19 protein-coding genes are annotated in these 25545 nt (G+C 51.2%); 16 read left to right on the top strand and 3 right to left on the bottom strand.

Annotation, left to right across the window (positions count from 1 at the left end; translation table 11 throughout):
• The first annotated feature begins 120 nt into the window (after window positions 1-120).
• The gene (locus PGW49_RS02800) at window positions 121-1452 is read left to right on the top strand and encodes a hypothetical protein (RefSeq protein ID WP_138375161.1); all 1332 of its coding nucleotides are present in this window, start codon (window positions 121-123) and stop codon (window positions 1450-1452) included.
• 344 nt (window positions 1453-1796) lie between these two features.
• Here the strand turns inward: PGW49_RS02800 and PGW49_RS02795 are convergent, their stop codons facing one another.
• Window positions 1797-2285: an ATP-binding protein gene (locus tag PGW49_RS02795; protein WP_270225436.1), complete on the bottom strand. Its 489-nt coding sequence runs from the start codon at window positions 2283-2285 to the stop codon at window positions 1797-1799.
• Window positions 2286-3043: 758 nt separating this feature from the next.
• Between PGW49_RS02795 and PGW49_RS02790 the strand changes: the two genes are divergently transcribed.
• From PGW49_RS02790 to PGW49_RS02745, 10 genes are all read left to right on the top strand, one after another.
• Entirely contained in the window at window positions 3044-5824 is a 2781-nt protein-coding gene (locus tag PGW49_RS02790; RefSeq protein WP_270225435.1) for an N-acetylmuramoyl-L-alanine amidase family protein, read from the top strand.
• Window positions 5825-5867: 43 nt separating this feature from the next.
• A complete protein-coding gene (locus PGW49_RS02785; protein ID WP_138375240.1) occupies window positions 5868-7088 on the top strand; it encodes a lipopolysaccharide biosynthesis protein in 1221 nt (406 codons plus the stop codon).
• A 230-nt stretch (window positions 7089-7318) separates the two neighbouring features.
• Entirely contained in the window at window positions 7319-8374 is a 1056-nt protein-coding gene (locus PGW49_RS02780) for a polysaccharide biosynthesis protein (RefSeq protein ID WP_138375241.1), read from the top strand.
• 1 nt (window position 8375) lies between these two features.
• Window positions 8376-9593: a polysaccharide biosynthesis C-terminal domain-containing protein gene (locus tag PGW49_RS02775; RefSeq protein WP_270225434.1), complete on the top strand. Its 1218-nt coding sequence runs from the start codon at window positions 8376-8378 to the stop codon at window positions 9591-9593.
• Window positions 9594-9652: 59 nt separating this feature from the next.
• A complete protein-coding gene (locus PGW49_RS02770) occupies window positions 9653-10717 on the top strand; it encodes a glycosyltransferase (protein ID WP_138375243.1) in 1065 nt (354 codons plus the stop codon).
• 20 nt (window positions 10718-10737) lie between these two features.
• The gene (wecB, locus tag PGW49_RS02765) at window positions 10738-11913 is read left to right on the top strand and encodes a non-hydrolyzing UDP-N-acetylglucosamine 2-epimerase (protein ID WP_138375244.1); all 1176 of its coding nucleotides are present in this window, start codon (window positions 10738-10740) and stop codon (window positions 11911-11913) included.
• Entirely contained in the window at window positions 11895-13154 is a 1260-nt protein-coding gene (locus PGW49_RS02760) for a glycosyltransferase family 4 protein (RefSeq protein WP_138375245.1), read from the top strand. The genes wecB and PGW49_RS02760 overlap by 19 nt, the downstream gene beginning before the upstream one ends.
• 26 nt (window positions 13155-13180) lie before the next feature.
• A complete protein-coding gene (locus tag PGW49_RS02755; RefSeq protein WP_212745461.1) occupies window positions 13181-13894 on the top strand; it encodes a glycosyltransferase family 2 protein in 714 nt (237 codons plus the stop codon).
• Window positions 13891-14247 carry a DUF2304 domain-containing protein gene (locus tag PGW49_RS02750; protein ID WP_138375246.1) on the top strand — a complete coding sequence of 119 codons (357 nt, stop codon included), beginning with the start codon at window positions 13891-13893 and terminating at the stop codon, window positions 14245-14247. The genes PGW49_RS02755 and PGW49_RS02750 overlap by 4 nt, the downstream gene beginning before the upstream one ends.
• Window positions 14248-14272: 25 nt before the next feature.
• A complete protein-coding gene (locus PGW49_RS02745) occupies window positions 14273-16456 on the top strand; it encodes a DUF7657 domain-containing protein (protein ID WP_270225431.1) in 2184 nt (727 codons plus the stop codon).
• 78 nt (window positions 16457-16534) lie between these two features.
• On the opposite strand, the gene PGW49_RS02740 is transcribed toward PGW49_RS02745, so the two are convergent.
• On the bottom strand, window positions 16535-18934 hold the full coding sequence (locus tag PGW49_RS02740) for a glycosyltransferase family 2 protein (protein WP_138375248.1): 2400 nt from the start codon (window positions 18932-18934) through the stop codon (window positions 16535-16537).
• A 75-nt stretch (window positions 18935-19009) separates the two neighbouring features.
• Window positions 19010-20203: a DUF4422 domain-containing protein gene (locus tag PGW49_RS02735; RefSeq protein WP_238023222.1), complete on the bottom strand. Its 1194-nt coding sequence runs from the start codon at window positions 20201-20203 to the stop codon at window positions 19010-19012.
• A gap of 139 nt (window positions 20204-20342) precedes the next feature.
• Between PGW49_RS02735 and rfbA the strand changes: the two genes are divergently transcribed.
• The 5 genes from rfbA (at window position 20343) to PGW49_RS02710 (ending at window position 25430) form a co-directional block, all read left to right on the top strand.
• Entirely contained in the window at window positions 20343-21242 is a 900-nt protein-coding gene (gene rfbA / locus PGW49_RS02730) for a glucose-1-phosphate thymidylyltransferase RfbA (protein ID WP_270225430.1), read from the top strand.
• A 95-nt stretch (window positions 21243-21337) separates the two neighbouring features.
• Window positions 21338-21775, top strand: a complete 438-nt coding sequence (locus PGW49_RS02725) for a DUF4869 domain-containing protein (RefSeq protein WP_138375364.1) — start codon at window positions 21338-21340, stop codon at window positions 21773-21775.
• Window positions 21776-21784: 9 nt separating this feature from the next.
• Window positions 21785-22759 carry a hypothetical protein gene (locus PGW49_RS02720; protein ID WP_270225429.1) on the top strand — a complete coding sequence of 325 codons (975 nt, stop codon included), beginning with the start codon at window positions 21785-21787 and terminating at the stop codon, window positions 22757-22759.
• Window positions 22760-22834: 75 nt separating this feature from the next.
• A complete protein-coding gene (gene rfbB / locus PGW49_RS02715; RefSeq protein WP_270225428.1) occupies window positions 22835-23854 on the top strand; it encodes a dTDP-glucose 4,6-dehydratase in 1020 nt (339 codons plus the stop codon).
• A gap of 121 nt (window positions 23855-23975) precedes the next feature.
• On the top strand, window positions 23976-25430 hold the full coding sequence (locus PGW49_RS02710) for a sugar nucleotide-binding protein (protein ID WP_270225427.1): 1455 nt from the start codon (window positions 23976-23978) through the stop codon (window positions 25428-25430).
• The last annotated feature ends 115 nt before the right edge of the window (window positions 25431-25545 follow it).

Below are 25545 nucleotides of genomic sequence, written 5' to 3'. Positions count from 1 at the left end.
TGAATATCTCCAAATTGACCACCTCCTCCCTCAAACAAAAAAGAAGGATTCATGGCATTAAAAATTGTTGACAGATATAGTATTGAGAACAAGTGTCATATAAGTGTTAAGAGGTATCTTATGGATATTGTCGATTACGTTTCTTTCAAAGAAGTATTTTGCTCCATCATGGGAATCAAGAGCTCTCCAAATAACGCCAGTGATGATTTGACATGTCATTTAAATCTCAGTTATCGAATTGAAGAAGAGTTTGACCCCGAGATTTCGGATTTTGAGAAGACAATTATTATAAATGACGACGACTTGAAACACGAATATGATAAAGCGGTTGAGGCCATTGGTGATTTTCATGGTATGGAATGGTTTTCAAATGGTAAGAACTATGAGTGCATGGTCGATATATCCGGATTATATGCAACTCATTTTACAGATCAAATTTCATGTAAATCGGTAAATGCAGATGCTGAATTTAGAATGGGTCCGGCGAGCGTTACATATATTTTTTGTATTATATTAATGTTATTAAATGAAGGTTGTTTTGACGGCAATACTTTCAGAGGCAGAAATCCTTTTTTGCGACGCCTGAGATCGCATTCAACCACCGGTGGAAGAACCGTATCTCATAATGTTGATGATTGGACATCTGCTTTTGTTGAAATCACAGGTATTCTCTCCTTACGAATAACTACCAAAGGGTTTAGAAAAGCGAAACAACTTCGTGAACGAGCAACTTCCTTCCAATTTAAGTACATCTCTTGTTTAGATAGGCCACTGAGGCTAATTTCATCGCTTGATGAGTTTTTAGAAAAAGGAAGTTACGGGAGGCTATCTGTTGCGAAGTTAGAAATTGATTGTGTTCCGGATGTAAAATTTGACGACAGCGCTGTTAATCATTTTTGTCTTGGCGTGTCTTCGAGAAGCCCATATTTGCAGTTTTTGTCCTTCTATCATTCGATTGAATTTTACTTTAATTCCGCCTATCGAAAAATGACGACCGAATTGTTGAGAAACGAGCTCCAGTCGGTTGAATTTGCATACAACGATCAGCATCTGTATTCGATTGTTAGTAAGTTAGAAAAAGAAATATCCCATAAGAGCGAACTTGGTTTTGGAAATGAAAAACGTGAGCTTGAATACTTGGTTGAGTCGTGTGTCCATGTGCCTCGGCTAATGAAATCCCTACGTCGCTATCGTTTCGATTGGTCTGTGTGGTATTCGAGCAATGGGGTTGAATTTGAATCTGATGCTCCAGTTATAGATTGGGAATCCGATAATGTAGCTGGATTAATAGCTTCCCGAATTTATAAAGTAAGAAATGCGATTGTTCACAGTAAAAAACAAACTTTCGGTGCGTTTATTCCTTTTAAGCACGATCGCGCACTTTCCTATGAGATTCCTTTAGTTAAATGTGTTGCCGAAGAGGTCATTGATAACAATTCTTCGCGCGTATAGCTTTCGCTTTAAACTTCCGTTTGGTTCATAGTCTTTGTGGTCAAACTTAGCATTGAGATATGAATTTCGTTTCGATTGGATGGCGATTATTTCGATACGGCCATGACGCCGGTTGCGGATGGATGAGTCAGTATTCACTGTCTCTTCTAGATCAGGATTGATGCGAGCGATCCCTCGCTTCTTCCAATATTCTTAATGCTGATCGGGTGCTGCCGTTGATTGGCCCGGGTATTCTCGTAGCTGACGCCGGGAATCTGGCGTGTTTCGTCAAGAGGATTTGAGTAAAAAGAGCATCGGGATTTGAGCTGGGCGCGCTCCGGTCGTGCGCGCCCTTTTTGAGGCATTTACCCCTCCTGCATGAGGGCGTGACGCACGTTGCAGGACTCCCTGCGGAACTGGACGAGCCTTCCGTGGTGGACGATGTAGTCTATGACGGCGGACATCTGGTCGTCGCCGAATGCCGATCCCCACCTGCTGAACTCCAGGTTCGTGGTGATCACCGCCGACTGCCTCTCGTAGGCGTCGGCGAAGACCTGGAAGAGGGGCCTCGCGCCGTCCCGCGTCGAGCGGCGGGACACGACGTGGGCCCATTCGAGGTCGTGAATCAGTAGCGATCCCGGCGCTATCCTGCCGCCCATGGCATCCCTCACGCGCGCCGAACTGGGCTTCCCGTGGCCGCAGACGACCGCGACGGGGTTCTTGTGGATATCGATGGTGACGCAGGTGCAGAGCTCCTGGCGGGAGAGGCCGCGCTTGAGGGCTTGCCCGTAGCCCTTGGAGAGGTCGGTGTCGCTGATGCAGATCTCGTCAACCCAGACGGTGTCGCGCATCATGATTCGGTCCCGGCAGCCGGACGCCGTGGTGAGCGCACGGTGCCGCCACTCGAAGGCGGTCTTGTGGTTGACGCCGCACAGATCGGCCGCGCACTCGACGGGGACGTTGTGGCGCATGAGCCTGATGAAGGAGACTCAGGCGAGGAGCGGCTTTCTGCAGTGCTCGAGGACGGTCCCGGTGAGGGAGTTGAATCTCCTGCCGCAGCAGCGGCAGCGCCACCTCGGTACTCCTGCTGCGGTGGACCTGTCCCTTCAGGCGCCCTCGGCGCCGCACTCCGGGCACCCCGGGTCCGGCCAGTATGCCGCGGCGGCCACGGCGAGCGTGCCGACCCCGACCTCGTTGCGGCAGTGCCTCTCGCCGACGGCTTCTCTGAGCAGCAGGAACTCGTCGGCGAGAGGCCCGCCACGAGCGCCCTGAAGGGGTTCGCTCTTTCCATATGGATCTTTCCCATCCGCCCGAGCGCCCACCCGGAGGGATTGTCGCCAAACAAAGATCCGGGTGGGCGCTCGGGCGGATTCTTTGTTTGGCTGGGAAGAGCATAACATTCGGGAACCTTCCGGTCCCCGAATCATCACCTGTTATCTAAACTGTTAGAGACGAAAAAAAGCTTGCTGAGTACGCCTGCTACTTTTTATAAGGGCAGGTGTCCATCTGCTTTTAGAACAATTCCCATGCTTTGAATAACTGGACTTCCGATGCGGGGGAGATTGTAAGATAATCTACCCTTAGTATCATTATTTGTGATGGGGGATACGATATGAAAAAGGCATTGCGTGCCTCAACAGCGTTTTCTTTAGCTGCTCTTTTAACGATTTCACCCTTGATGAGTCCTGTAGCCGCTGCTTATGCTGCGAATAGCGTGCAAGCTGAGGATATTTCATCAGATGCTGTGTCCGCAGACGATGGTGTAGCTTCACGCGACGAGGGCGTTGCCGACGGAGACATGGATGTCGAGCAGTCGTTGCCGACGGACGTTGACGAGCCAGCTGATGAGGATTTCGGTGTAGATGCTTCTTCGACTGAGCCGCAAACCGAATCGGCTGATTCTCCTTTTCAATATATATATCTTGCCTACCCGAACCTTATCAGTGGGACTGACCAAGTCGTCGCGTTTGCGACTCCTAATGACAGCGATACTATCGCTTCCGCGACACTTAACTATGTGAGCGCCAATGGAGTTCAGGGGGCTGTTGACGCTTCCGCACAGGATGCTAATTCTGCTGCATTTACATTTGGCTCGGAGCTAGAACTCAATACATACTTTCTTACTTCAATAACCTATGTTCTGCAGGGCGATGGTACTGAACATGAGATTAATCTCTCTGACAGAGATTATTCTTTTACGGTTGTTGACGGCACTGCTAATTGCGAAGGCACTTCCGTTTACTATGCAGACGGCGATGGCAATGCCGTTGAGGCCCAATCGATCAAGCAGGCGTTGGAGTGTGCCGATTCACCGGACGGCATTTCTACCTATGCTGCGCGCTCGGCGCGAAAAAACGTTCGGATAATTGCCCTCGATGCTGGCCATGGCGGCACCGACCCTGGTGCGCAGGGAAATGGAAAGAGTGAGGCGGATCTAACTTGGAAGATCGTTGCTGCTTGTAAGAATAAGCTTGAGGCGTATGGCTTTAAAGTCGTTCTTGCTCGCGAGCAAAGCGGTGGCTACTCAGGAAATGATTACCTTTATCGTGTCCAACGATGCGTGAGTCAAGGCGCGCAGGCCTTTGTTAGCTTCCATATCAATTCCGGTTCGCCTGTTGCTCACGGCGCCGAGGTATATGCGCCCACTGCCAATGAATATGATTACACGCAAGTTTCTGTGGAGCTTGCGAATAAAGTGATGAACAACCTCGCTTCTATGGGACTCAGCTATCGCGGTGTATTCCAAATGGAAGTTGGAGATGAGTTTGCGGTCATCCGTTGCGCCCGCGAACAAGGTATTCCCGGCATTCTAATTGAGCATGGCTTTATTTCTGATGCGGGGGACGTATTGAATTATTTTAGCGATGAGGGTTGCAGGCGTCTTGGCGAGGCCGATGCCGATGCGATCATTGCGCAATTTCCTAAGTCAACTTGGCTCGATTACTCTTCCGTATTCGATGCTAATTACTATTTGTCGAATAATCCCGATGTTGCCAAAGCTACGGCTGGAAATAGTGAATTAGCTCTAGACCATTTTATTAACTATGGTATGAGTGAAGGTAGGCGCGGCTCTGCTTCTTTTGACGTACAGAGCTACTTTAATGAGTATCCAGATTTAAGGGCTGCCTTTGGCTTTGATTTAGTGAAGTACTACGAGCATTACGTCACAGCTGGAAAAGCAGAAGGAAGGCATGGGACCGGATGCTCAAAGATTGAGGGATACGCTACGACTATCAATGGCGTTGACTATTCTTCCGTCTACGACCCCTCGTTTTATCTATCGAATAACGAAGACATTCGCAACGCTTTTTCTAAACGAAGCCCCGCTGGCGTTGTAATGATTGACGATGCTGCCGTGCTGCGCCATTTCGTCAGCTGCGGCATGGCGGAGGGCCGTCGCGGGAGCGAGTCCTTCGACGTGCTGAGCTATTACAACAGATACCCCGACCTTCGTCGCGCATTCGGTGCCAACCTCACCGCTCTATATAGTCATTACCTCAGCAGCGGTCGCGCTGAGGGCAGGATCGCGACCGGTTGCGCTTCCCTCGCGGGCGCCGTCGCTTCGCAGGGCGGTACGGATTATTCCCCCGTTTACGATTTCGACTTCTATACCTCCAACAACGGAGACGTCCTGAGCGCCTTTACAACCGTCAAGGGTGGTCTGAGGTTCGTTGACGATGCTGCCGTGCTGCGCCATTTCGTCAGCTGCGGCATGGCGGAGGGCCGTCGCGGGAGCGATTCCTTCGACGTTTATGGCTATCGAAATCGTTATGCGGACCTGAGGAAGGCTTTCGGGCAGAACCTGAAGAGCTATTACATCCACTATTTAAATTGTGGCATTAAGGAGGGGCGTAATGGTGCAAGTGCGACTGGATACGAAGGTTTTATTATGTCGTCCGCCTATTCAACCTATCTAGACGCCGCTGATCATTTCACAAAGACCGTGGGCCCAAAAGGATTCCCTTCAGCCGTTTACACGGATAGGGGAGCGTCGAACATCATAGATTTCTGCAAAATTCTATATGAAGAGGCTCAGTCGGAGGGTGTTTCACCTGAAGTTTTATATGGGCAGGTGATGAAAGAAACGGGATATTTGAAGTTTGGAAATTTGGTTCAGCCTAATCAGTGCAATTTTGGAGGCCTTGGCGCCACTGGACCTGGTAACCCAGGCTACACCTTCGGATCTGTCCGTGAGGGACTGCGGGCGCAGGTTCAGCATCTAAAGGCGTATGGTTCAACGGAGCCATTGATTAATCCGTGTATTGATGCTCGCTTTAAATATGTCAGTCGTGGCTGTGCTCCGAGAACCGTTGATTTAAATGGCAAATGGGCCGTTCCGGGTGTTGGATACGGCGAAAGCATTGATGCAATCGCCAAAGAGGTTATTGGTTAGGCTTTAAAAAGTAGATTGAAAGTTTTAAATCGATTGGGTTAATTTGACTGACAATTTAAAGAAAAACATCACATGGAATACCGTTGGCTCGATTGCATACCTTGCTTGTCAGTGGTTAACGACAGTTGCCGTAGTTCGTCTTTCATCGGATTTTAACTATGCAGGTGATTTGTCTTTGGCAATGACAATCAGCAATCTATTTGTTCCAATCGGTTTATATAAGATTCGATCCTTTCAGGTATCCGATCTTTCATGTGAGTATTCTTCGGGGGAATACATTGGTTTTCGTCTAATCACAATAGTGTTGGGGTTTGTTTTCGTATTACCTTATGCATTCTTTACCTGTCAGCAGTCTTCCCTTCTCCCCGTGTACTTCTATTGCATATATAAGTCAATAGAAGTGATGGTCGATGTGTTCCACGGCATTGATCAAAAAGCAGGAAATATGATTTATTGTGGCATTTCGATGCTGCTGAGAGGCATTTTGTCACTTCTCGCGTTTTGTGCCGGAATGCATGTCTCACATTCTCTTGTATTGAGCATCGTTCTAATGATTGCGGTGTCTCTCCCTGTAATGGTTGTTGATGTACGTTGGGCTTCGAATTTCGATGCGATTGTTCCTTCTTTTAGGTTCAAGGCGATGTCTGAACTGTTTTATAAGTGTCTTCCCGCTACGGTTGGGGTTTTTTGTTGCGCTGCAGTTACATCTGTTTCGCGTCAAGAACTTGCTGCTGCATTGGGGGCATCAATGTTGGGTGTTTATTCCTCGGTGTGTTCTCCCGCGGCAATAGTTCAGGCGGGTGCTGCTAATGCCTATGCCCCTTTGCTCGGCGCTTTTGCGAGCGCTAGTGAGTCGGAGGATAAAAAAGCATTTAATACCATGTTGGTGAAGGTCATTCTTGGCGCCCTTGTCTTGTGTATTCTTATTTTGTTCGCTTGTTTCATCTGCGGCGACTACTTGTTGGGACTACTTTTCGGTGACCAAATTCATCAGTATTCTTTTTTGCTGTACGGTGCGGTAATTAGCTCTCTGATTACGGCGTTTATCGGTTTCTTTTCCGACCTGACAATTGTTAAAAGAAAGATGGTTGGTAATCTTGTTGGTAATTTAGTTGCTTTAATCGTTGTTGTCCCTCTTTCCAGCTTAATGATTCACTTGTTTGGACCTAACGGAACGAGTATTGCAATTTCGCTTGCTTATTTTGTCGGGTGTGTCGCGATGCTTCCCTGCATTATTCGGAATAATGCAGTAGAGATTCGCTAAATACTTAGATATAAAAGTGTGCGGCCGGTGCTTAATATCTACCTGAATTGACTTCTTTAACGCCAATGGAGGGGTTATCAGTTCTGGCGCAGGTATTAACGCTTTTTAATTCTAATTTATGTCCAGCAGGCGTCTTTTCGTTTAGCATAAGACACGTATTAGTAGGTTAAGCAACAACTTCAAATTTGTTTAAGTTTCATTCACCTTAATTTTGTTTATTGGAGCTTGAAATGTGCGATAGCGTATTCAAAGACAAGACCCTCATGATCACGGGCGGCACCGGCTCGTTCGGCAACACCGTGCTCAAACACTTCATGGACACCGACCTAGCCGAGATCCGCATCTTCTCCCGCGACGAGAAGAAGCAGGACGACATGCGCCACCGCCTGCAGGAGAGGTCCCCCGAGCTCGCGTCCAAGGTGCGCTTCTTCATCGGCGACGTCCGCGACGCCCAGAGCGTCCGCGACGCCATGCACGGCGTGGACTACATCTTCCACGCCGCCGCCCTCAAGCAGGTTCCCTCCTGCGAGTTCTTCCCCATGGAGGCCGTGCGCACCAACGTAATCGGCACGGACAACGTCCTGCATGCCGCCATCGACGAGGGCGTGGACCGCGTCGTGTGCCTGTCCACCGACAAGGCCGCCTACCCCATCAACGCCATGGGCAAGTCCAAGGCCATGATGGAGTCGATCATCTACGCCAACGCCCGCAACGGCGCCGGCCGCACCACCATCTGCTGCACCCGCTACGGCAACGTCATGTGCTCGCGCGGCAGCGTCATCCCGCTGTTCATCGACCGCATCCGCAAGGGCGAGCCGCTCACCGTCACCGACCCCAACATGACCCGCTTCCTCATGAACCTGGACGAGGCCGTGGACCTGGTGCAGTTCGCCTTCGAGCACGCCAACCCCGGCGACCTGTTCATCCAGAAGGCGCCGGCCTCCACGATCGGCGACCTCGCCGAGGCCGTGCAGGAGGTCTTCGGCCGCGTGGGCACCCAGGTCATCGGCACCCGCCACGGCGAGAAGCTCTTCGAGACCCTCATGACCCGCGAGGAGCGCCTGCGCGCCGAGGACATGGGCGGCTACTACCGCGTCGCCTGCGACTCGCGCGACCTGAACTACGACAAGTTCGTCGTGGACGGCGAGGTGGAGACCCAGGCCGACGAGTCCTATACCTCCCACAACACCGAGAGGCTCGACGTGGCGGGCACCATCGCCAAGATCAAGACCGCCGAGTACGTGCAGCTGGCGCTCGAGGGCCGCGAGCACGAGGCGGTGCAGTAGGGTGCGCATACTCGTCACCGGCGCCAGGGGCTTCGTCGGCAGGAACCTCTGCTGCGCCCTCAAGAACATAAGGGACGGCAAGGACCGCCGCGAGAAATACTCGGGCCTGCTCCCGCTCGAGGTTATGGAGTACGACATCGACTCGACGCCCGGGGAGCTCGATGACTGCTGCTCCCGCGCCGACTTCGTGTTCAACCTGGCCGGCGTCAACCGCCCCAAGGAGCAGTCCGAGTTCATGGAGGGCAACTTCGGGTTCGCCTCCACGCTGCTCGACGCCCTCGAGCGCCACGGCAACACGTGCCCCGTCATGCTGTCCAGCTCCGCGCAGGCGAGCCTGTCGGGCCGCTTCGAGGGCTCGGTCTACGGCGAGTCCAAGCTCGCGGGGGAGGGCCTGTTCCGCGAGTACTCGGAGCGCACGGGCGCTCCTGTCCTCATCTACCGCTTCCCGAACCTCTACGGCAAGTGGTGCCGACCTCGCTACAACTCCGCCGTGGCGACCTTCTGCGACGCCATCGCCAACGGCCGCCCCTACACCGTGAACGACCCCTCGGTCGAGCTGGAGCTCCTCTACATCGACGACCTGGTCGACGAGATGCTGGGCGCCCTGCTGGGGGAGGAACACCGCTGCGGCTACGAGGGCCTCGAGCGCGTCGAGGGGGAGGACTTCTGCTACGTCCCCCAGACCGACGTGAAGTCCCTGGGCGAGATCGTCTACCTGCTCGGGTGCTTCCGCGACAGCCGCGAGACGCTTTCCGTGCCCGACCTGGCGGAGGGCTCCTTCTCCAAGAAGCTCTGGAGCACGTTCCTGTCCTACTACGAGCCGGGGCACTTCGCCTACGGCCTCAAGCCGAACGTGGATGACCGCGGCTCGTTCACCGAGTTCCTGCGCACGCCGGAGCGCGGCCAGGTCTCCATCAACGTCTCGAAGCCCGGCATCACCAAGGGCAACCACTGGCACATGAGCAAGTGGGAGAGGTTCCTGGTGGTCTCCGGCACCGCGAGCATCAAGCTGAGGAAGGTGGGGGAGGACGCCGAGGGCAACCAGTTCCCCGTCGACGAGTACGTCGTCTTTGGCTCGGACATGCGCGCCGTGGAGATGATTCCCGGCTACACGCACTCCATCACCAACCTGTCCGACACCGAGGACCTCGTGACGGTCATGTGGGCCAACGAGCCTTTTGACCCCGAGAACCCCGACACCTACTACGAGGAAGTCTAGAGGTTTTGACCAGATACGCTCACATTAATAGCGTTCCAAATGGATCCACTGGGCGCATTATGATGAAGGAGCATTTTGCTCTTATAGATCAGGGATGCGAATCGCTTGCTTGCTGGGGTAGAAGAAGGCCAGCAAGTAGTGCCAGTGAGTACTGCTTTGGGTCATCGGCTAATTTTATACTCGACGTTGGACTTACTTTCCTTGACGGGAAGATTGGTTTTCATTCAGTGAGGCAAACCGAGGCGTTGATTCATCGCCTTGATGAGTTTGGTCCTGATGTGGTTCACTTGCACAACATTCATGGTTACTATTTGAATATTGATAGGCTATTTAAATGGTTGTCGATATCTGATTGTCGTGTTGTATGGACTTTGCATGACTGTTGGGCTTTTACCGGCCATTGTCCGTATTTCACATATGCTGACTGCAATCAATGGAAAAGCGGCTGCGGTACCACGAAATGTCCACAGCTTATGGGATATCCTCCAACTATCAATTCTGGTTCATGCAAATGGAATTATGAGGCTAAACGTTCGTTATTCACTTCGTTGCCTTCCGACCGATTGACAATTGTCACTCCTTCTAAATGGTTGGCCGAACTGGTTGCTTCAAGCTTTTTGTCAAAGTATCCGATAGAAGTTGCACATAATACGATTGACCTCGATATATTCAGGCCGCGATCCAATGGCGAAGTATCTAGTGTTAAAGAGAAATACGGTCTCGATTCTAGAAATATTATTTTAGGTGTTGCGTCTCCATGGTCAAAACGCAAGGGGTTATCAGACTTTTATACTCTCGCTGACAGGCTTGATCGCTCCAAGTATTCCATCGTACTCGTTGGTTTAAGTGCCAAACAGATGCGGGCGCTGCCGCCAGAGATCGTCGGTATTCCACGAACCGACTCTCAGATAGAGTTGGCCTCACTTTATAGTTCTGCCTCTGTTCTATTCAATCCAACATACGAGGATAACTACCCTACGGTCAATCTTGAGGCTGAGGCTTGTGGGCTGCCAGTCGTTTGTTACGATGTCGGCGGATGCTCTGAGACTTTGCACAGGGACGATTCGAAACTTGTTGAATGTGGTGACGTGCAGGCCGCCTCATTACTGTTGGCAAAATACTAGACTCTGTTTTAAGGAAACCTATGAATTCCAATATTTGTTTTAAAGACGACGGCCGCCTGAAGCTCCTGATCATCGTGGGCACGCGCCCCGAGGTCATTCGCCTTTCCGAGGTCATCAAGAAGTGCCGCCGCCACTTCGACTGCCTGCTGGCGCACACCGGCCAGAACTACGACTACACGCTCAACGGCATCTTCTTCCGCGACCTGTCGCTGGACGATCCGGACGTCTACCTGGACGCCGTTGGCGCGGACCTGGGCGAGACCGTCGGCAACATCATCGCGGCCTCCTACAAGCTGATGGTCCAGGTGCGGCCCGACGCGCTCCTGATCCTTGGCGACACCAACAGCTGCCTGTCCGCCATCGCGGCCAAGCGCCTGCACATCCCCATCTTCCACATGGAGGCGGGCAACCGCTGCAAGGACGAGTGCCTGCCCGAGGAGACCAACCGACGCATCGTCGACGTGATCTCCGACGTCAACCTGGCCTACTCCGAGCACGCACGCCGCTACCTCAAGGACACCGGCTGCGCACCCGAGCGCACCTACGTCACGGGCTCGCCCATGGCCGAGGTGCTGCGCGCCAACCTTGACAAGATCGAGGGGTCCCATATCCTCTCCGAGCTCGGACTGGAGCCCAGGCGCTACATGCTGCTGTCGGCACACCGCGAGGAGAACATCGACACCGAGGCGAACTTCACGAGCCTGTTCACCGCGGTCAACGCGCTGGCCGAGAAATACGACATGCCGATCCTGTACTCCTGCCACCCGCGCTCCCGCAAGCGCCTGGAGGCCACCGGCTTCCAGCTGGACCCGCGCGTGCGCATGCACGAGCCTATGGGGTTCCACGACTACAACTGCCTGCAGATGAACGCCTTCGCCGTGGTCTCCGACTCCGGCACCCTGCCCGAGGAGTCCAGCTTCTTCGCGAGTGTCGGCCGCCCGTTCCCAGCGGTGTGTATCCGCACCTCCACCGAGCGCCCCGAGGCGCTGGACAAGGCCTGCTTCACGCTCGCCGGCATCTCCGAGAGGGGCCTGCTCCAGGCCGTCCACACCGCCGTCGAGCTCGATGCGGAGGGGTCGCTGCCCGAGGCGCCCGTGCCCGATTACGCCGACGAGACCGTGTCCACCAAGGTGGTCAAGATCATCCAGAGCTACACCGGCGTCGTGGACAAGATGGTGTGGAGGAAGAGCGTTTAATGACTAGCTCATGTGCTGGTAAGAAAATGCTTGTTGTTACGCAGCATTTCTATCCGGAATCTTTTCGAATTAATGACTTGGTGAGGGGATTTGTTGAAGACGGAATAAGCGTAGATGTTCTCTGCGGCATCCCTAATTATCCTTCAGGCGAATGGTCTGATGGATATGGTTATTTCGGTCACCGCCGAGACGATTATTTCGGTGCGTCCGTTTTTCGATCTGGTGAAATCCGTCGTAAGGGTAATACTTCGATACGCATTTTTCTGAACTATATTAGCTGGCCAATTACTGCTTCTTTTAGAGCTATGAGGCTCAAAAAGAAGTATGACGTTGTATTTTGCTATAACACAAGTCCTATTTTGATGGTAATTCCTGCAAGGGTTGCTGCATGGCGAAATAAATGTCCTCTAGTAACTTATGTCTTGGATATTTGGCCCGAGAACCTTTACACAGTCTTGAATGTCCAAAGCAGTTTTCTGAGGTCTTTTGCCAAATCTTTTTGCGACAAGCAGTATGCGGCCTGCAATAAGCTGATTGCTTTGAGCGACTCTTTGGCTGATAACCTGTTTCATAGAGTCAAGCCTTTGAATTCGGATGTTTCGATAGGCGTAATACCTCAACATTGCGAGGAAAGTTACGAGCAAAAGCTAGTCTCATCGGAACTAAGATCTCAGTTCAAAAATCAATGCGTCTTCCTATTTGCTGGTTCTATAACCCCCGCCCAAGGGCTTGATACGGTTATTGAAGCATTCTCGCGTGCAGTTTCAGAGAACTCTATCGAGATGAAGCTGTTAATTCTTGGCGATGGCATGTCTAGGGCAGAACTGCAGAAGCTCGTTTCAAGCAAGGGGCTTGATAAGTCTGTTTTGTTTTTGGGGCGCGTGGATCCCGAGGTCGTGCCCATGTACTCCGATATTGCAACGGCAATGATTGCTCCATTTGCCGATAATCCTGAGTTAGAGCTTACTATTCCAGCCAAGATATCAAGCTGTATGGCTTCTTCAAAGGCAATACTTGCCGTAATGCGCGGAGAAGGGGCCAATGCGGTTCGTTCTGCTAGATGCGGGTTTGTCTCCGATCCTTCAGATGTAAATGCGCTTGCTAACAACATGGTAAAAATTGGTTCAATGAAAAAAGGCGCTATTGATGCTTTGGGATCTAATGGCTTCAATTATTATCGTGAGCATTTTTCGAGACAGGTTTGTTTGGATAAAATTAAGCAGGTTTTATTTTCAATTTAGGTCCAATCTGGATCGTTGGGGTTTTAATGGATGACATGTTGCGAGTGTTGGTAATCATTCCTGCTTATAATGAGCAAGCCAATATTGTTCAGACTGTTTCATCGGTTGTTGAGGCTGGCTATGATTATGTTGTTGTGAATGACGGCTCAACCGATAATACGCTATCTATCTGTCGTCAGTACGACTTTAATGTCCTTGATCTTCCGCAAAATTTAGGCATTGGTGGTGCCGTTCAAGCCGGTCATAAATATGCGCTCAGGCAAGGCTATGACGTTGATGTTCAGGTTGACGGTGATGGTCAGCATGATCCTTCTTATATTGGGAGCTTAATCGAGCCAATTATTGATGGTGCCGATTTAGCCATTGGTTCCAGATTTGCCGTGCCCACAGAAGGCTTTCAATCAACATTTTTAAGGAGAGTAGGTATCCGATGGCTTTCTGGTTGGTTGAGATTATTTACCGGAAAAACGATTAAAGATCCAACTTCTGGATTTCGCGCGTGCGGTAAAAAGGCTATAGACCTGTTCTGTAGGGACTATCCAGACGATTACCCTGAGCCTGAATCTATTGCAGCAGCATTAAAAACCGGTCTTTCAGTGGTTGAGGTTCCCGTGCTTATGCGTGAGAGACAGGGTGGAGTGTCATCTATTTCTGGCTTTTCATCAATTTATTACATGATTAAAGTTTCGCTCGCAATTTCCATGGCCTGTTTTGTTTATAGAAAGGCGGCTCACCAATGAGTATGATAATTCGCGTGGGCGCTGGCGTAATTTTTAGTGGTCTATTCTTTTATGTCGTTTCTTTAGTCGGCAAAGGAAAGCTTCTTTTAAAGTACTCGTTACTATGGCTCTGCCTGTGCGTGGTGGCATTATTTAGCGTTTGCTTTCCGGAGTTGATTTATCGAATTTCAGATTGTATTGGGTTTATCAGTCCTTCGAATTTCGCCTTTCTCGTCGCAGTAGTACTTTTATTGATGATTTCTCTATCTCTCAGTATTGCGATCAGCAGACTCGTTACGGCTTGTAAAAACTTAACTCAACGCATTGCGATTCTTGAAAATGAGAACGATACTTTGCGCAACCAGCAGGGTTAGATAAAGATGGAGTTTAATAACTCGTATGAATAAGTACCTTACCTCAGAAGACCGAAGCAATAATTTGCATAACGATAATTTTCATCTTTATCGGTCTGCTTGTTTTGCGCTATCTTTTTTGTTTGCGCTTATTTACTTATCTTTATTTGTTAACTATGTTTGTAGCTTCTACGGAAAGATCGGTGTTACAACTGCTAGCTCGCTGCTCAATAACGGTATGTCTGTTCTCATCATCGGTGGATTGACCGTTGCGTTTTTATTCTCAGCAATCAAGCTGATCGAGTATAAAAGCGATTTTATATATAAATATCGATGGATAATCGGTATTTCTGTCGCAATGCTTGCGGTGGTGTTTAAAGTCAGCGGCTCATCGCTTGGCATGTGGAGCATTATGCTTCCTGAGAACGCCGGGACTCCCATCTGGGGTATACCTAGGTCTCTTCGAAGCGATGAGTTTTCAGTCGGTACTTTATTTCAATTGTCTCAGTCTCATAATGATTATGCGCCAATTTCGGAAATCTTAAGAGGAGATATAACAGATGTCCGGATGGTTTATGGTGCTGCCTGCTGGAGTGTAATTTCGTTATTTCGTCCAGTGCTTTGGGGCTATTTGGTATTTGGTTTTGAATCGGGTTTAGCGTTTGCTTGGTCCATGAAGCTATGCATTATGGTCCTGGTTTCCTTTGACTGCGCTTTCCTCATGATTAAATCAAAGCCACTCAGTTTGCTCTTTTCAATATTGCTTTGTTTTTCGCCGCTGATTCAGTGGTGGGGTACAGGCGAGGTGGTTCTTTACGGTCAAGCCCTTGTTTTGTTATTAGATAAGACGCTCTTTACTCGTAAAAGGAGCACTAGAGTCATTGCGATTGTTGCTATTGCATGGTTATGCGGTTGTTACATAATGCTCATGTATCCCGCTTGGATGGTTCCTTTTTTCTACATTTTTGCCCTCATGGGAGTTTTCAGGGCAATTGATTATTGTCGAATCCTTAAGTCTGGCGAGTACCGTTCGGTGCTTGCGTGGTCAATTAGTGACACTTTAACTTCGATCTTCTGTTTGCTGGTTTCGGCAGGACTTGTATTTTTCGCTTTTTTCCAGTCCTCTGAAGCAATGGCATCTGTTGTTAATACGGTTTATCCGGGCGCGCGCTTTGAAACCGGAGGAAGCGGGCTTCCCGAACTTTTTTCGAATGCGCTTTCTCTTTTTTATGCTTTTGATACGCCTTTGGTTTCAAATGAATGTGAAATTGCCACCATTCTCTGCTTTTTCCCTCTTGGGACTCTTGCGTCTCTGTCCTGTATCATCAAAAAGCGAGATTGGCATTTAATTGCACTACTAGTCCTTCAGTTATTTTTCCTTCTTTTTGCCTTCGTTGGCTTCCCGTCATTTTTATCCCGAATTACCTTGATGTATAACGTACCTGTTCTGCGGCTTTTATTTCCTATTGGGTACTTAGAGCTTCTTCTTTTCTTGATATCTGTTAAAAAAGCCAAAGAATTCCAAGAGGCTAATAGCCAAATTAGTTCTTTGTTGGTTTTGCTAGTGATTGGAATCTGTTTAAGTTCAGTATTCCAGATTTATATTCTTCTTTCCGCCAAGTATCTTGTCGCAAGGAAATTGTATCTTTTGATGCTGATATTGCTTTGTGCAGTTTCCTGCCTTTTGTTCAGCGCATTTATCCTTGGTAAAAACTGCATTGGTTTATTTGTCGCATTTGCTATTTGCTTCGGTGTAATTCCTGGTTGCTGTATCAATCCAATACAAATTGGTGCAGCTCCGCTTACCGAAACGGAGTTGGCGTCTCTTGTTGATCAGTTCGCTGACAAGGATGATTATTCAGTTAAATGGGTTGTCGATGGTTCTTGGACAGTTGCCAATCTTTGCGCTGCGTATGGAGCGCCTGTAATTAACTCGACCAATGCTTATCCTGATCTGGCGCGTTGGAATTCTATCGATGATAATAACGAGAATGAGTACGCATACAATAGGTATGCTCATATCATTGCAAATGTATTCACTCCGTCTACGTCTTTTAATTCCACTCAGGATGATCTCTTCACAGTTAATTTGACTGAAGATAATCTAAGACAGCTTAATGTGAAGTACGTTTTGTCTAGTAGGGATTTGACGGAGTTTTCATCTGATCAACTGCGGATTACGCAATTAGGTTCAGCAAACGGATTCGTTCTATATGAAATAACCTATTAGGAAGAATGGGGCTGTCGGTTAACCGGCAGCCCCATTCTCCATTCTTTACGTGCTCATGAGTTAAGCGTCATGACACTTTTATATTTGATAATACAGATTTCCACTGACGATATTTATGTTTATATACGGATCGCCTTTCACGTAGTACTCTGGCCATAGGTAGTTGAGCAATGAGTATTCCCGATGGAACCTCATTTTCTTTTCATCGCTGATCTCATAGCCTCGTGATAACGACTCGTAATGATACAGCTCAGTATCGGGTGTATATACAACCAAATAATTGTGACTCCTCACTTTGAGGCAATAGTCAACATCATTAAAGGCGACAGCCAATTCTTCTCTAAAGCCGCCGACTTCGTCGAAAACAGCTCTCTTTGTCATGAGGCATGCTGCGGTCACGGCACTTAAATCTTGTGTACGATCGCATAGATTGAAGTAGCCCCATTTACCTCTGGGGTAGTCTTTTCCGAGGTGGCCGGCTCCAATCCCTCCGATGCCGACGCCTGCATGTTGCAGAGTATTATCGCTGTAGAAAAGTCTTGCACCAACAATGCCAACTTCTTTTCGCGAACAAATGCCCAGCATGTTTTCGATCCAGTTTGGGGTTATAACTTCTGTATCGTTGTTTAACAAGAGAAGATAATCGCCCTTTGCTTTGCTAGCGCCAAAGTTCATCAGTTTTGAGAAATTAAATTCCGCATCCCAATATTCGATGCGAATCGTATCGGGATAGCTTTTCTCCAATTCTGAGTAGTACTCGAATGTTTCTTGGTTCTCGCTGTTGTTTTCGATAATGATGATTTCGTAGTTATCGTACGTTGAGCGTTCTATGATCGACTTAATGCACGTATCGAGAACTGTGGGATGGTCCTTTGTTGGAATAACAATTGAAACAAGTGGATGACTTTCCGGAACTGCATAGGCAACTTTATAAGTGAAGGGGTCGTTTCCGCGGTAAACTTTCGCTGCAATTCCAAGCCTGTCCAAATGGGCCTGTACAGCTTTGACGCCAGCATCCCATGCATATAGCTTTGAGTTCGGGTCACCTGCAGTTGAGTTCTCGCTAATTCTCCAGTGATACAGGATTTTAGCCACGTGCACCACATGCCGTGCTTTTTCGATTGCCTTAAGCGTTAAGTCGTGGTCTTGGGCTCCATCGTACTGTTCGTCGCCGTACCCGAGAGAATCGAATAGCGTTTTTCTGATTGCAAGGAAATGGCAAATATAATTAACGCTTCGCAGCAAATCGATGCTTAAATCTGGCTTAAAGAACGGATCGCCATAGCTGCCATTGACAAACAGTTTGTCTTCGTCGCAGTAAATTAGATCAGTATTGTTTTCAGCATTAATTGCATGCGCATATTCATAAAGCGCCGAGGGCTCGAGAGTATCGTCGTGGTCTAAGAAGCAAATGAAATCTCCATTTGCTTCTTTTGTCCCAGCAAGAGTGTTTTTGGAAATGCCGGCATTGTTTGCTAGCTCTATCACCTTAATGCGAGCGTCTTTAATCTTAGCGGCTTCGATTATATCTGCAAGCGCACTGTTATCTGGGCTTGCATTGACTAGCACAAGCTCCCAGTTTGCATAGCTCTGTATAAGAACCGATTCCACCATTTCCCTGAACAGATTTTCGGGTGTGTTGAATAGGGGAACGACGATGCTAAACAAAGGCATTTCCTTGAAGGTAACCATCGATTGTTTTTCGAGTATCGCCGAGCTTGCCTTGTGTTGCTCGAGCCAATTTGGATATGCAGATGGATCAATCGAAATAGGTTTCATTTTCGATGTGGTTAAAATGCGTAGCTTATCGAGCTCTTCGTTGTCCACAACAGCGAAGCTGTTAAAGCTTGGGTGGTTGTCGTCTTCGATTGTGAAGATAAGCCTATTTGTGCTATTTGGGATTCGGACCGAGTATTGAATTTCGCGACGTTTTTTATTGGGAGCAAACCACAAGGGGATCGTAATGTCATCGGTTGTGATCGGCTCGATCTCAATACGATTCATCGAGGTATCGAAGCAGCTGATGGCTATTTTGTTGTCTTCGCGCTGAGGAAGTTTTACTGAGCAGCGAAGAATGGCCTCATCTCCATCTTCGATAAACTCGTGAAAACGCATGCTTGCTACATCCAAGTCGTGCTTATCGTCATAGTTCCTAATGGAATGGGACAAATCATTCTTTAATTTATAGTTTAATCTTGACGCCCATTTTGCCGTGCTAAAGCTGATTTTAATGACATCGTAGACGCATCGCGCACTCAAATCATTAATCTGAATATCGCAATCACCAGTTCCAAGGTCGGGAAGAACTACGACGTATTGATTTTTATTTGACTCGTATGGATAGATAGAGCTTGGTATTGTCGTTCCCTCGCTCTTCGCTGCTGTCACCTGAATATTTGATGCGTCTATCTCAACATTCTTTAGGAGAACGTACACCTTTCCGCTTCCACGGCAAATACAATCCATGCTAATTTTCATTTCAATTTACCTTTCCGTTGCACTGAGGATGCCTGCACTATTTCACTTTGATCTCAGGTTTATTCTTGCATTGAATTAATCCAGTACAGGTAGTCTCTCGATTCTTTCTTGGTACCGAATACGCGCCGCTGTTATTCGACGTTCATGCCATGTGGCCATAGTTGAATTGCTTTGCTCGTCTTGCGGATGAATGTTTTCATATCCAATTGGATGCATATATTCTTTAGGATTTGCTATATACATTTGCGCTGCCTCGAGATTTGCGCTGCACCTACTTCTTAAATCTGGATTTCCATTCAGAAGAGAGCCGATAGAAAAATGTGGATGTGCAACTCGATTTTCATTAATGCCGATTGCGATGAAATGTTCCAGCGCTCCAAGGGGGTCGTCTTTATATCTATCGAATAGATCCTCGTAATGATTTACATAAAAGGAATAATCAAATACCGATGAATAGTCTACTCCGTTAAATATGGCATTCGTAGAGCACGAGCATGTAAGTTGCGGTCTCCTTCGAGGCCACGTGCTTTGATCGATCGTGAGGGCCTCTTTATTAATTGGGTTAAAGATGTGGCATTCATAGCATTTAATGCCTTCCTTTTTAAGGAAGGCATTAAACAGTCGTTCTGAGATAAAGCCAGGCATCCTTTGTTGATAGCTATCGCGACCACTTATATAGTCAATACGCTTCTCAAGTTGTTTTTCGATTTTGAAAAGCCATTTACAATATCGGTCCATCAGCTCCTTTTTGCAAATAAACATATTGCATGGCGAAAAAGAACACTCCTCGCAAATTGCTTTATCAAAAGCATCCAAGTAGCCAGGGCATTTCGTCCTGATGATTTCCCTTGCCTGTAGCAGATCTGTCGAAGAATGGATCATTCTATACTGCTCAGCAACAGTGATTAAGTTGCACCCGATTGAGCTTGTGCAGGGTTCTTTGGCTGCAACAATACAGTCATAATGAGTAAGAATGTTCTCAATTTCATAGTCTTTGAGCATCTGCTTTGAGTCATTGGGGGACTCAAACGCCCTTCGATAATGCGTGAGCCCAACTATCGACTCAGGAGAATTCTTCCATATCCAATAGAGGCCGGTAAGCTCGCAGTAGTGTTTGTTTTTCTGGGAAATATTATCGCCTTGATCGTCGTACAGCCATCCAGCCTGACGATTGTCTGGTGGAATGGAGCTTGACCCAACGTAGAGCGGCTGATACGGCGCTTGCGCATCAATGTCAAAGTGCTTATGCGCTGCGATGTAAATCTTCACTGTTCCTGACGCTCTTTCCGTGCCGAGGCAATTAGATGGCCTGTTCAATGGGTATCGCTCATATATTTTTAATTGATATGACCGATAGAGATTATTATATAAGTCGTAACTAAATCAGTTAAATGACACGGAGGACTACATGAAAGGCATTATCCTCGCCGGCGGGTCCGGCACACGCCTGTACCCGCTCACGCTCGTGACCTCCAAGCAGCTGCTGCCGGTCTACGACAAGCCCATGATCTACTACCCGCTGTCCACCCTCATGCTGGCGGGCATCCGGGACATCCTGGTCATCTCCACCCCGACGGACCTCCCCAACTTCGAGCGCCTGCTCGGGGACGGCTCGCGCTACGGCGTGAACCTGTCCTACGCCGAGCAGCCGAGCCCGGACGGCCTGGCCCAGGCCTTCACCATCGGCGAGGAGTTCATTGCCGGCGAGCCGTGCGCCCTGGTGCTCGGCGACAACATCTTCTACGGCAACGGCCTGTCGCGCCACCTGACGCGCGCCGTCCAGAACGCGGAGTCGGGGAGGGCCACGGTCTTCGGCTACCACGTGGACGACCCCGAGCGCTTCGGCGTCGTGGAGTTCGACGGGGAGGGGAGGGCCGTCTCCATCGAGGAGAAGCCCGCCGAGCCCAAGAGCTCCTATGCCGTCACGGGGCTCTACTTCTACCCGGGCGACGTGGCAGCCAAGGCCCATAGGGTGGAGCCCTCGGCCCGCGGCGAGCTGGAGATCACCACGCTCAACCAGATGTACCTGGAGGAGGGGACGCTGTCCGTGGTCACCCTCGGCCGCGGCTACGCGTGGCTGGACACCGGAACCATGGAGAGCCTGCACGAGGCCGCGGAGTTCGTCCGCGCCGTGGAGCACTCCCAGGACCTGCCCGTGTCCGTGCCCGAGGAGATCGCCTGGGAGAACGGCTGGATCACGACCGCCGAGCTGGAGGAGGCCGCGAAGGCCTACGGCAAGTCGGTCTACGGGCAGCACCTGAAGAAGGTCGCCGCCGGCGAGATCGTCAACAGCCCGCGCGAGTACTAGCGCAAGCTTGTTTTCTTTTAGGGGTCACCGTTTATCTGGTGGCCCCTTTCGTTATGATTACGTTGACCATAAAGACAATATGATTGGGAGTGGATGTGTTAAGCGTCTACTTTGGCGATATGCCAGAAGCGATTTACAACACAGCGACATATTTCAAAAACTCTTACCGGTCTTCTTGGATTACGGATCCCTATGCAGTCTCGATAATTAAAGATGTCGATCGATCGGTTGTTGTCTCCGAAAACGTCATCGAAAGCCCTGTGCTTGGATCCATCTCCCCACTCCAGCTTTCTGGTGGCGTGAAAACGCTGGTGCTTATGAGATTTGATCGTAAGCATATTTTTAACGCTTCTACCTGTGGTGACAACTGTGCTAAGTGGATTCTCGACATGGCGAAAGACCGCAAGCTCGTTGTGAATCTCTATCATGTGATGGACTTTGGTCGCGAGGATTTTAAAATTAAAGTCGTGAATAGCGGCCGAATCGTTCACAACATGGCCGATTTGATTCACGAGTCGATTCCGTATCTGTAGGTGCTGCTTATGAACGGTTCGCATCTCGTTAAGATTTCCCGCCGCAGGGGAACCAAGTACACATTTACCATTAAACGGAACATTACTATTGTGCGTGGGGATAGTGGCACGGGTAAGACGACACTGTTTGACATGGTCGCAGACTACATGCGAACGGGCGAGCAGTCGGGTGTTTCCTTGCAATGCGATTGTCCCTGTGTCGCCCTGACCGATTATGATTGGCGAAACCAGCTTTCGTCCGTTCATGACTCGATTGTATTTGTCGATGAGGGCTTAAAAGAGATCCATTCTGATGAGTTTGCCCATCATGTGCTGTATTCCTCGAATTATTTCGTGCTGATCTCAAGGGCTGATTTCCCCTATCTTCCGTATAGCGTGGATGAGATTTACAAGATTAAGACGAGCGGAAAATACCATTCTTTCATCCCTGTTTATCAAGATCGCGGGAATCATCGTTATGCTATTTCCCGGTCGGCGCCAAAACAGGACTTTTCTATCCTTCTATGCGAGGACAGTAAGTCTGGTTTCCAGTTCTTTGAACGGCATTTCGCTGACAGTGAGCTTACCTGTACTTCGGCCATGACGAACAGCGCGATTTTGCGCTGGTTGGATCAGCATCTCGACGATCGCGTGTTTGTTGTTGCGGACGGAGCGGCATTTGGGTGCTATGCGGACCGCGTCCTTAAGCTGCAAGACATTCACCGCGATACTGTTACGGTTTGTCTTCCCGAGTCGTTCGAATGGCTTCTGCTGAGCTCCGGCGTAATTTCAGGGCTAGATGTTAAGACGGTTTTGGAAACCCCAGAAGCCTTTGTAAACAGTGAGAAGTTTAAAAGCTGGGAGGATTTCTTCTATAAGTACTTACGTGAAATAACTGAGGATTCGGTTTTTCACTACGACAAAGACTGCATTCCGGAGGCGTTTTGTACGGGAGGTAATTCTGCGAAGGTTATGGCTCTTATCGCATGCCGAAATGTCCGATAGTTTTGTTGAATAGTGTCGCGTCGTCACTTCCTGCGGCATACTAAAGAAGCTGTACATGCTTCAGATTGGATTTTCATGTCTGAGATCTTTGAACCCAAGAACATCATCGTCACGGGCGGCTGCGGCTTCATCGGCAGCAACTTCGTGCACTACGTCGTGAACAACCACCCCGGGGTGCACGTCACCGTCCTGGACAAGCTGACCTACGCCGGCAACCCCGAGAACATCGCGGGGCTGCCCTCCGACCGCGTGGAGCTCGTCGTGGGCGACATCTGCGACGCGGAGCTGCTGGACAGGATCGTCCCGGGCCACGACGCCATCGTGCACTACGCCGCAGAGAGCCACAACGACAACTCCATCGCCGACCCCGAGCCGTTCCTGCGCACCAACGTGGAGGGCACTTTCCGCCTGCTGGAGGCCGTCCGCAAGTACGGCATCCGCTACCACCACGTCTCCACCGACGAGGTCTACGGCGACCTGGCGCTCGACGACCCGGCGAAGTTCACCGAGGAGACGCCGTATCACCCGAGCAGCCCGTACTCGAGCACCAAGGCGTCCTCCGACATGCTCGTCCGCGCCTGGACCCGCACCTACGGCCTGCGCGCCACGATCTCCAACTGCTCCAACAACTACGGCCCCTACCAGCACGTGGAGAAGTTCATCCCCAGGCAGATCACGAACATCATCGACGGCGTCCGCCCCAAGCTCTACGGGAAGGGCGAGAACGTCCGCGACTGGATCCACACCGAGGACCACTCCAGCGCCGTCTGGGACATCCTCACCAAGGGCCACATGGGGGAGACCTACCTCATCGGAGCCGACGGGGAGAAGAACAACATCACGGTCCTGCGCATGATCCTGGAGGCCATGGGCCGCGACCCCGAGGACTTCGACTGGGTCGCCGACCGCCCCGGCCACGACCGCCGCTACGCCATCGACAGCACGAAGCTCCAGCGCGAGCTGGGCTGGAGGCCGGCGCACACCGACTTCGCCGGGGGCCTGAGGCAGACCATCGACTGGTACGTCGCCAACGAGTCCTGGTGGCGCCCGGCCAAGGAGGCCACCGAGGCACGCTACCGCGCCCAGGGGCAGTAGGCCGAACCCCGGCGAACCGCACCGCGGGGCGCCCGCGCGGGGCCGCAGGGCATGGGGATGATCCTGCGTCCCCGCGCGGGTGCCCCGGTTTCCCAACCTCTTCGATAGGAGCTTTTCCCACATGGCAGACATCGCATTCGAGAAGGACCTTTCCGTCGCCGAGACCGGCATCGAGGGCCTCAAGGTAGTCGACCTCGCCGTCCACGGCGACTCGCGCGGCTGGTTCAAGGAGAACTGGCAGCGCGCCAAGATGACCGCCCTGGGCATCCCCGACCTCAGGGTCGTCCAGAACAACATCTCCTACAACGACAGCCGCGGCGTCACCCGCGGCATCCACGCCGAGCCCTGGGACAAGTTCATCTCCGTGGCGCGCGGCTCGGTCTTCGGCGCCTGGGTGGACCTGCGCGAGGGCAGCGAGACCTTCGGCAAGGTGTTCACCTGCACGCTCGACCCGTCCAGGGCCATCTACGTCCCGCGCGGCGTGGGCAACTCCTTCCAGGCCCTGGAGGACGGCACCGCCTACACCTACCTGGTGGACGCCCACTGGTCGCTCGAGCTGAAGGGGACCTATACCTTCGTGAACCTCGCCGACCCCGAGCTCGCCATCGAGTGGCCGATCCCCCTCGACGAGGCCACCGTATCCGAGGCCGACCTCAACCACCCGTACCTCAAGGACGTCGTCCCCATGGCGCCGAAGCGCACGCTCGTCACCGGCTGCGACGGCCAGCTGGGCCATGCGGTCCGCGCGCTCGCCGAGGAGCGCGGCGTCGCCAAGGACTTCGACTTCTGCGACATCGACACCTTCGACATGTCCGACCCGGCGGCCTACGGCAAGTACGACTGGTCGCTCTACGGCACCGTGATCAACTGCGGCGCCTACACGGCCGTGGATAAAGCCGAGACCCCCGAGGGCCGCGTGACCGCCTGGAGGGCCAACGCGACCGGGCCGGCGCTTCTCGCCCGCACCTGCGCCGGGCACGGCATCACGCTCGTCCACGTGTCCTCCGACTACGTCTTCGACGGCACCGCGGAGGTGCATGACGAGGAGGAGCCCCTCAGCCCGCTGTCCGTCTACGGCCAGACCAAGGCCGCCGGCGACATCGCCGTGGCCGGGTGCCCGCGCCACTACATCATGCGCTCCAGCTGGGTCATCGGCGAGGGCCGCAACTTCGTCAAGACGATGAAGGGCCTGTCCGACCGCGTCGCCGACCCCGAGGACGGGCTCGAGCAGGTCACGGTCGTTGACGACCAGCTGGGCCGCCTGACCTTCACGCGCGACATGGCCGAGGCCATCTTCCACGTGCTGGGGACGCACGCCCCCTACGGCACCTACGACTGCACCGGCTCCGGCACCGTCAAGTCCTGGGCCGATATCGCCCGCGCCGTCTTCGAGGCCGCCAACGGCAACGGGGACAGGGTCGTGCCGGTATCGACCGCCGACTACTACGCGAGCGCCGAGGGCCCCGTCGCCCCGCGCCCGGTCCACTCCGCGCTCGACCTGTCCAAGCTCGAGGCTGCCGGCTTCCACATGCCCGACTGGGAGGAAGAGCTGGGGGAGTACATCAAGACGCTCTAGCCGCTATTAACTTTTCGAGAGTAAAAGCCGCCGTTCTTTAACGGCGGCTTTTCTTGTTCAAGACTTTAGTCTGCTGGCCGCGCAGCGGCCAGCTTTAAACCACCCGCTACGCGGG

The sequence above is a fragment of the Collinsella aerofaciens genome, from assembly GCF_027679495.1.
In the GTDB taxonomy this organism is placed as follows: domain Bacteria; phylum Actinomycetota; class Coriobacteriia; order Coriobacteriales; family Coriobacteriaceae; genus Collinsella; species Collinsella aerofaciens_AK.
The sequence above is the reverse complement of the archived record's forward strand: the minus strand, read 5'-3'. Positions and strand labels throughout refer to the sequence as shown.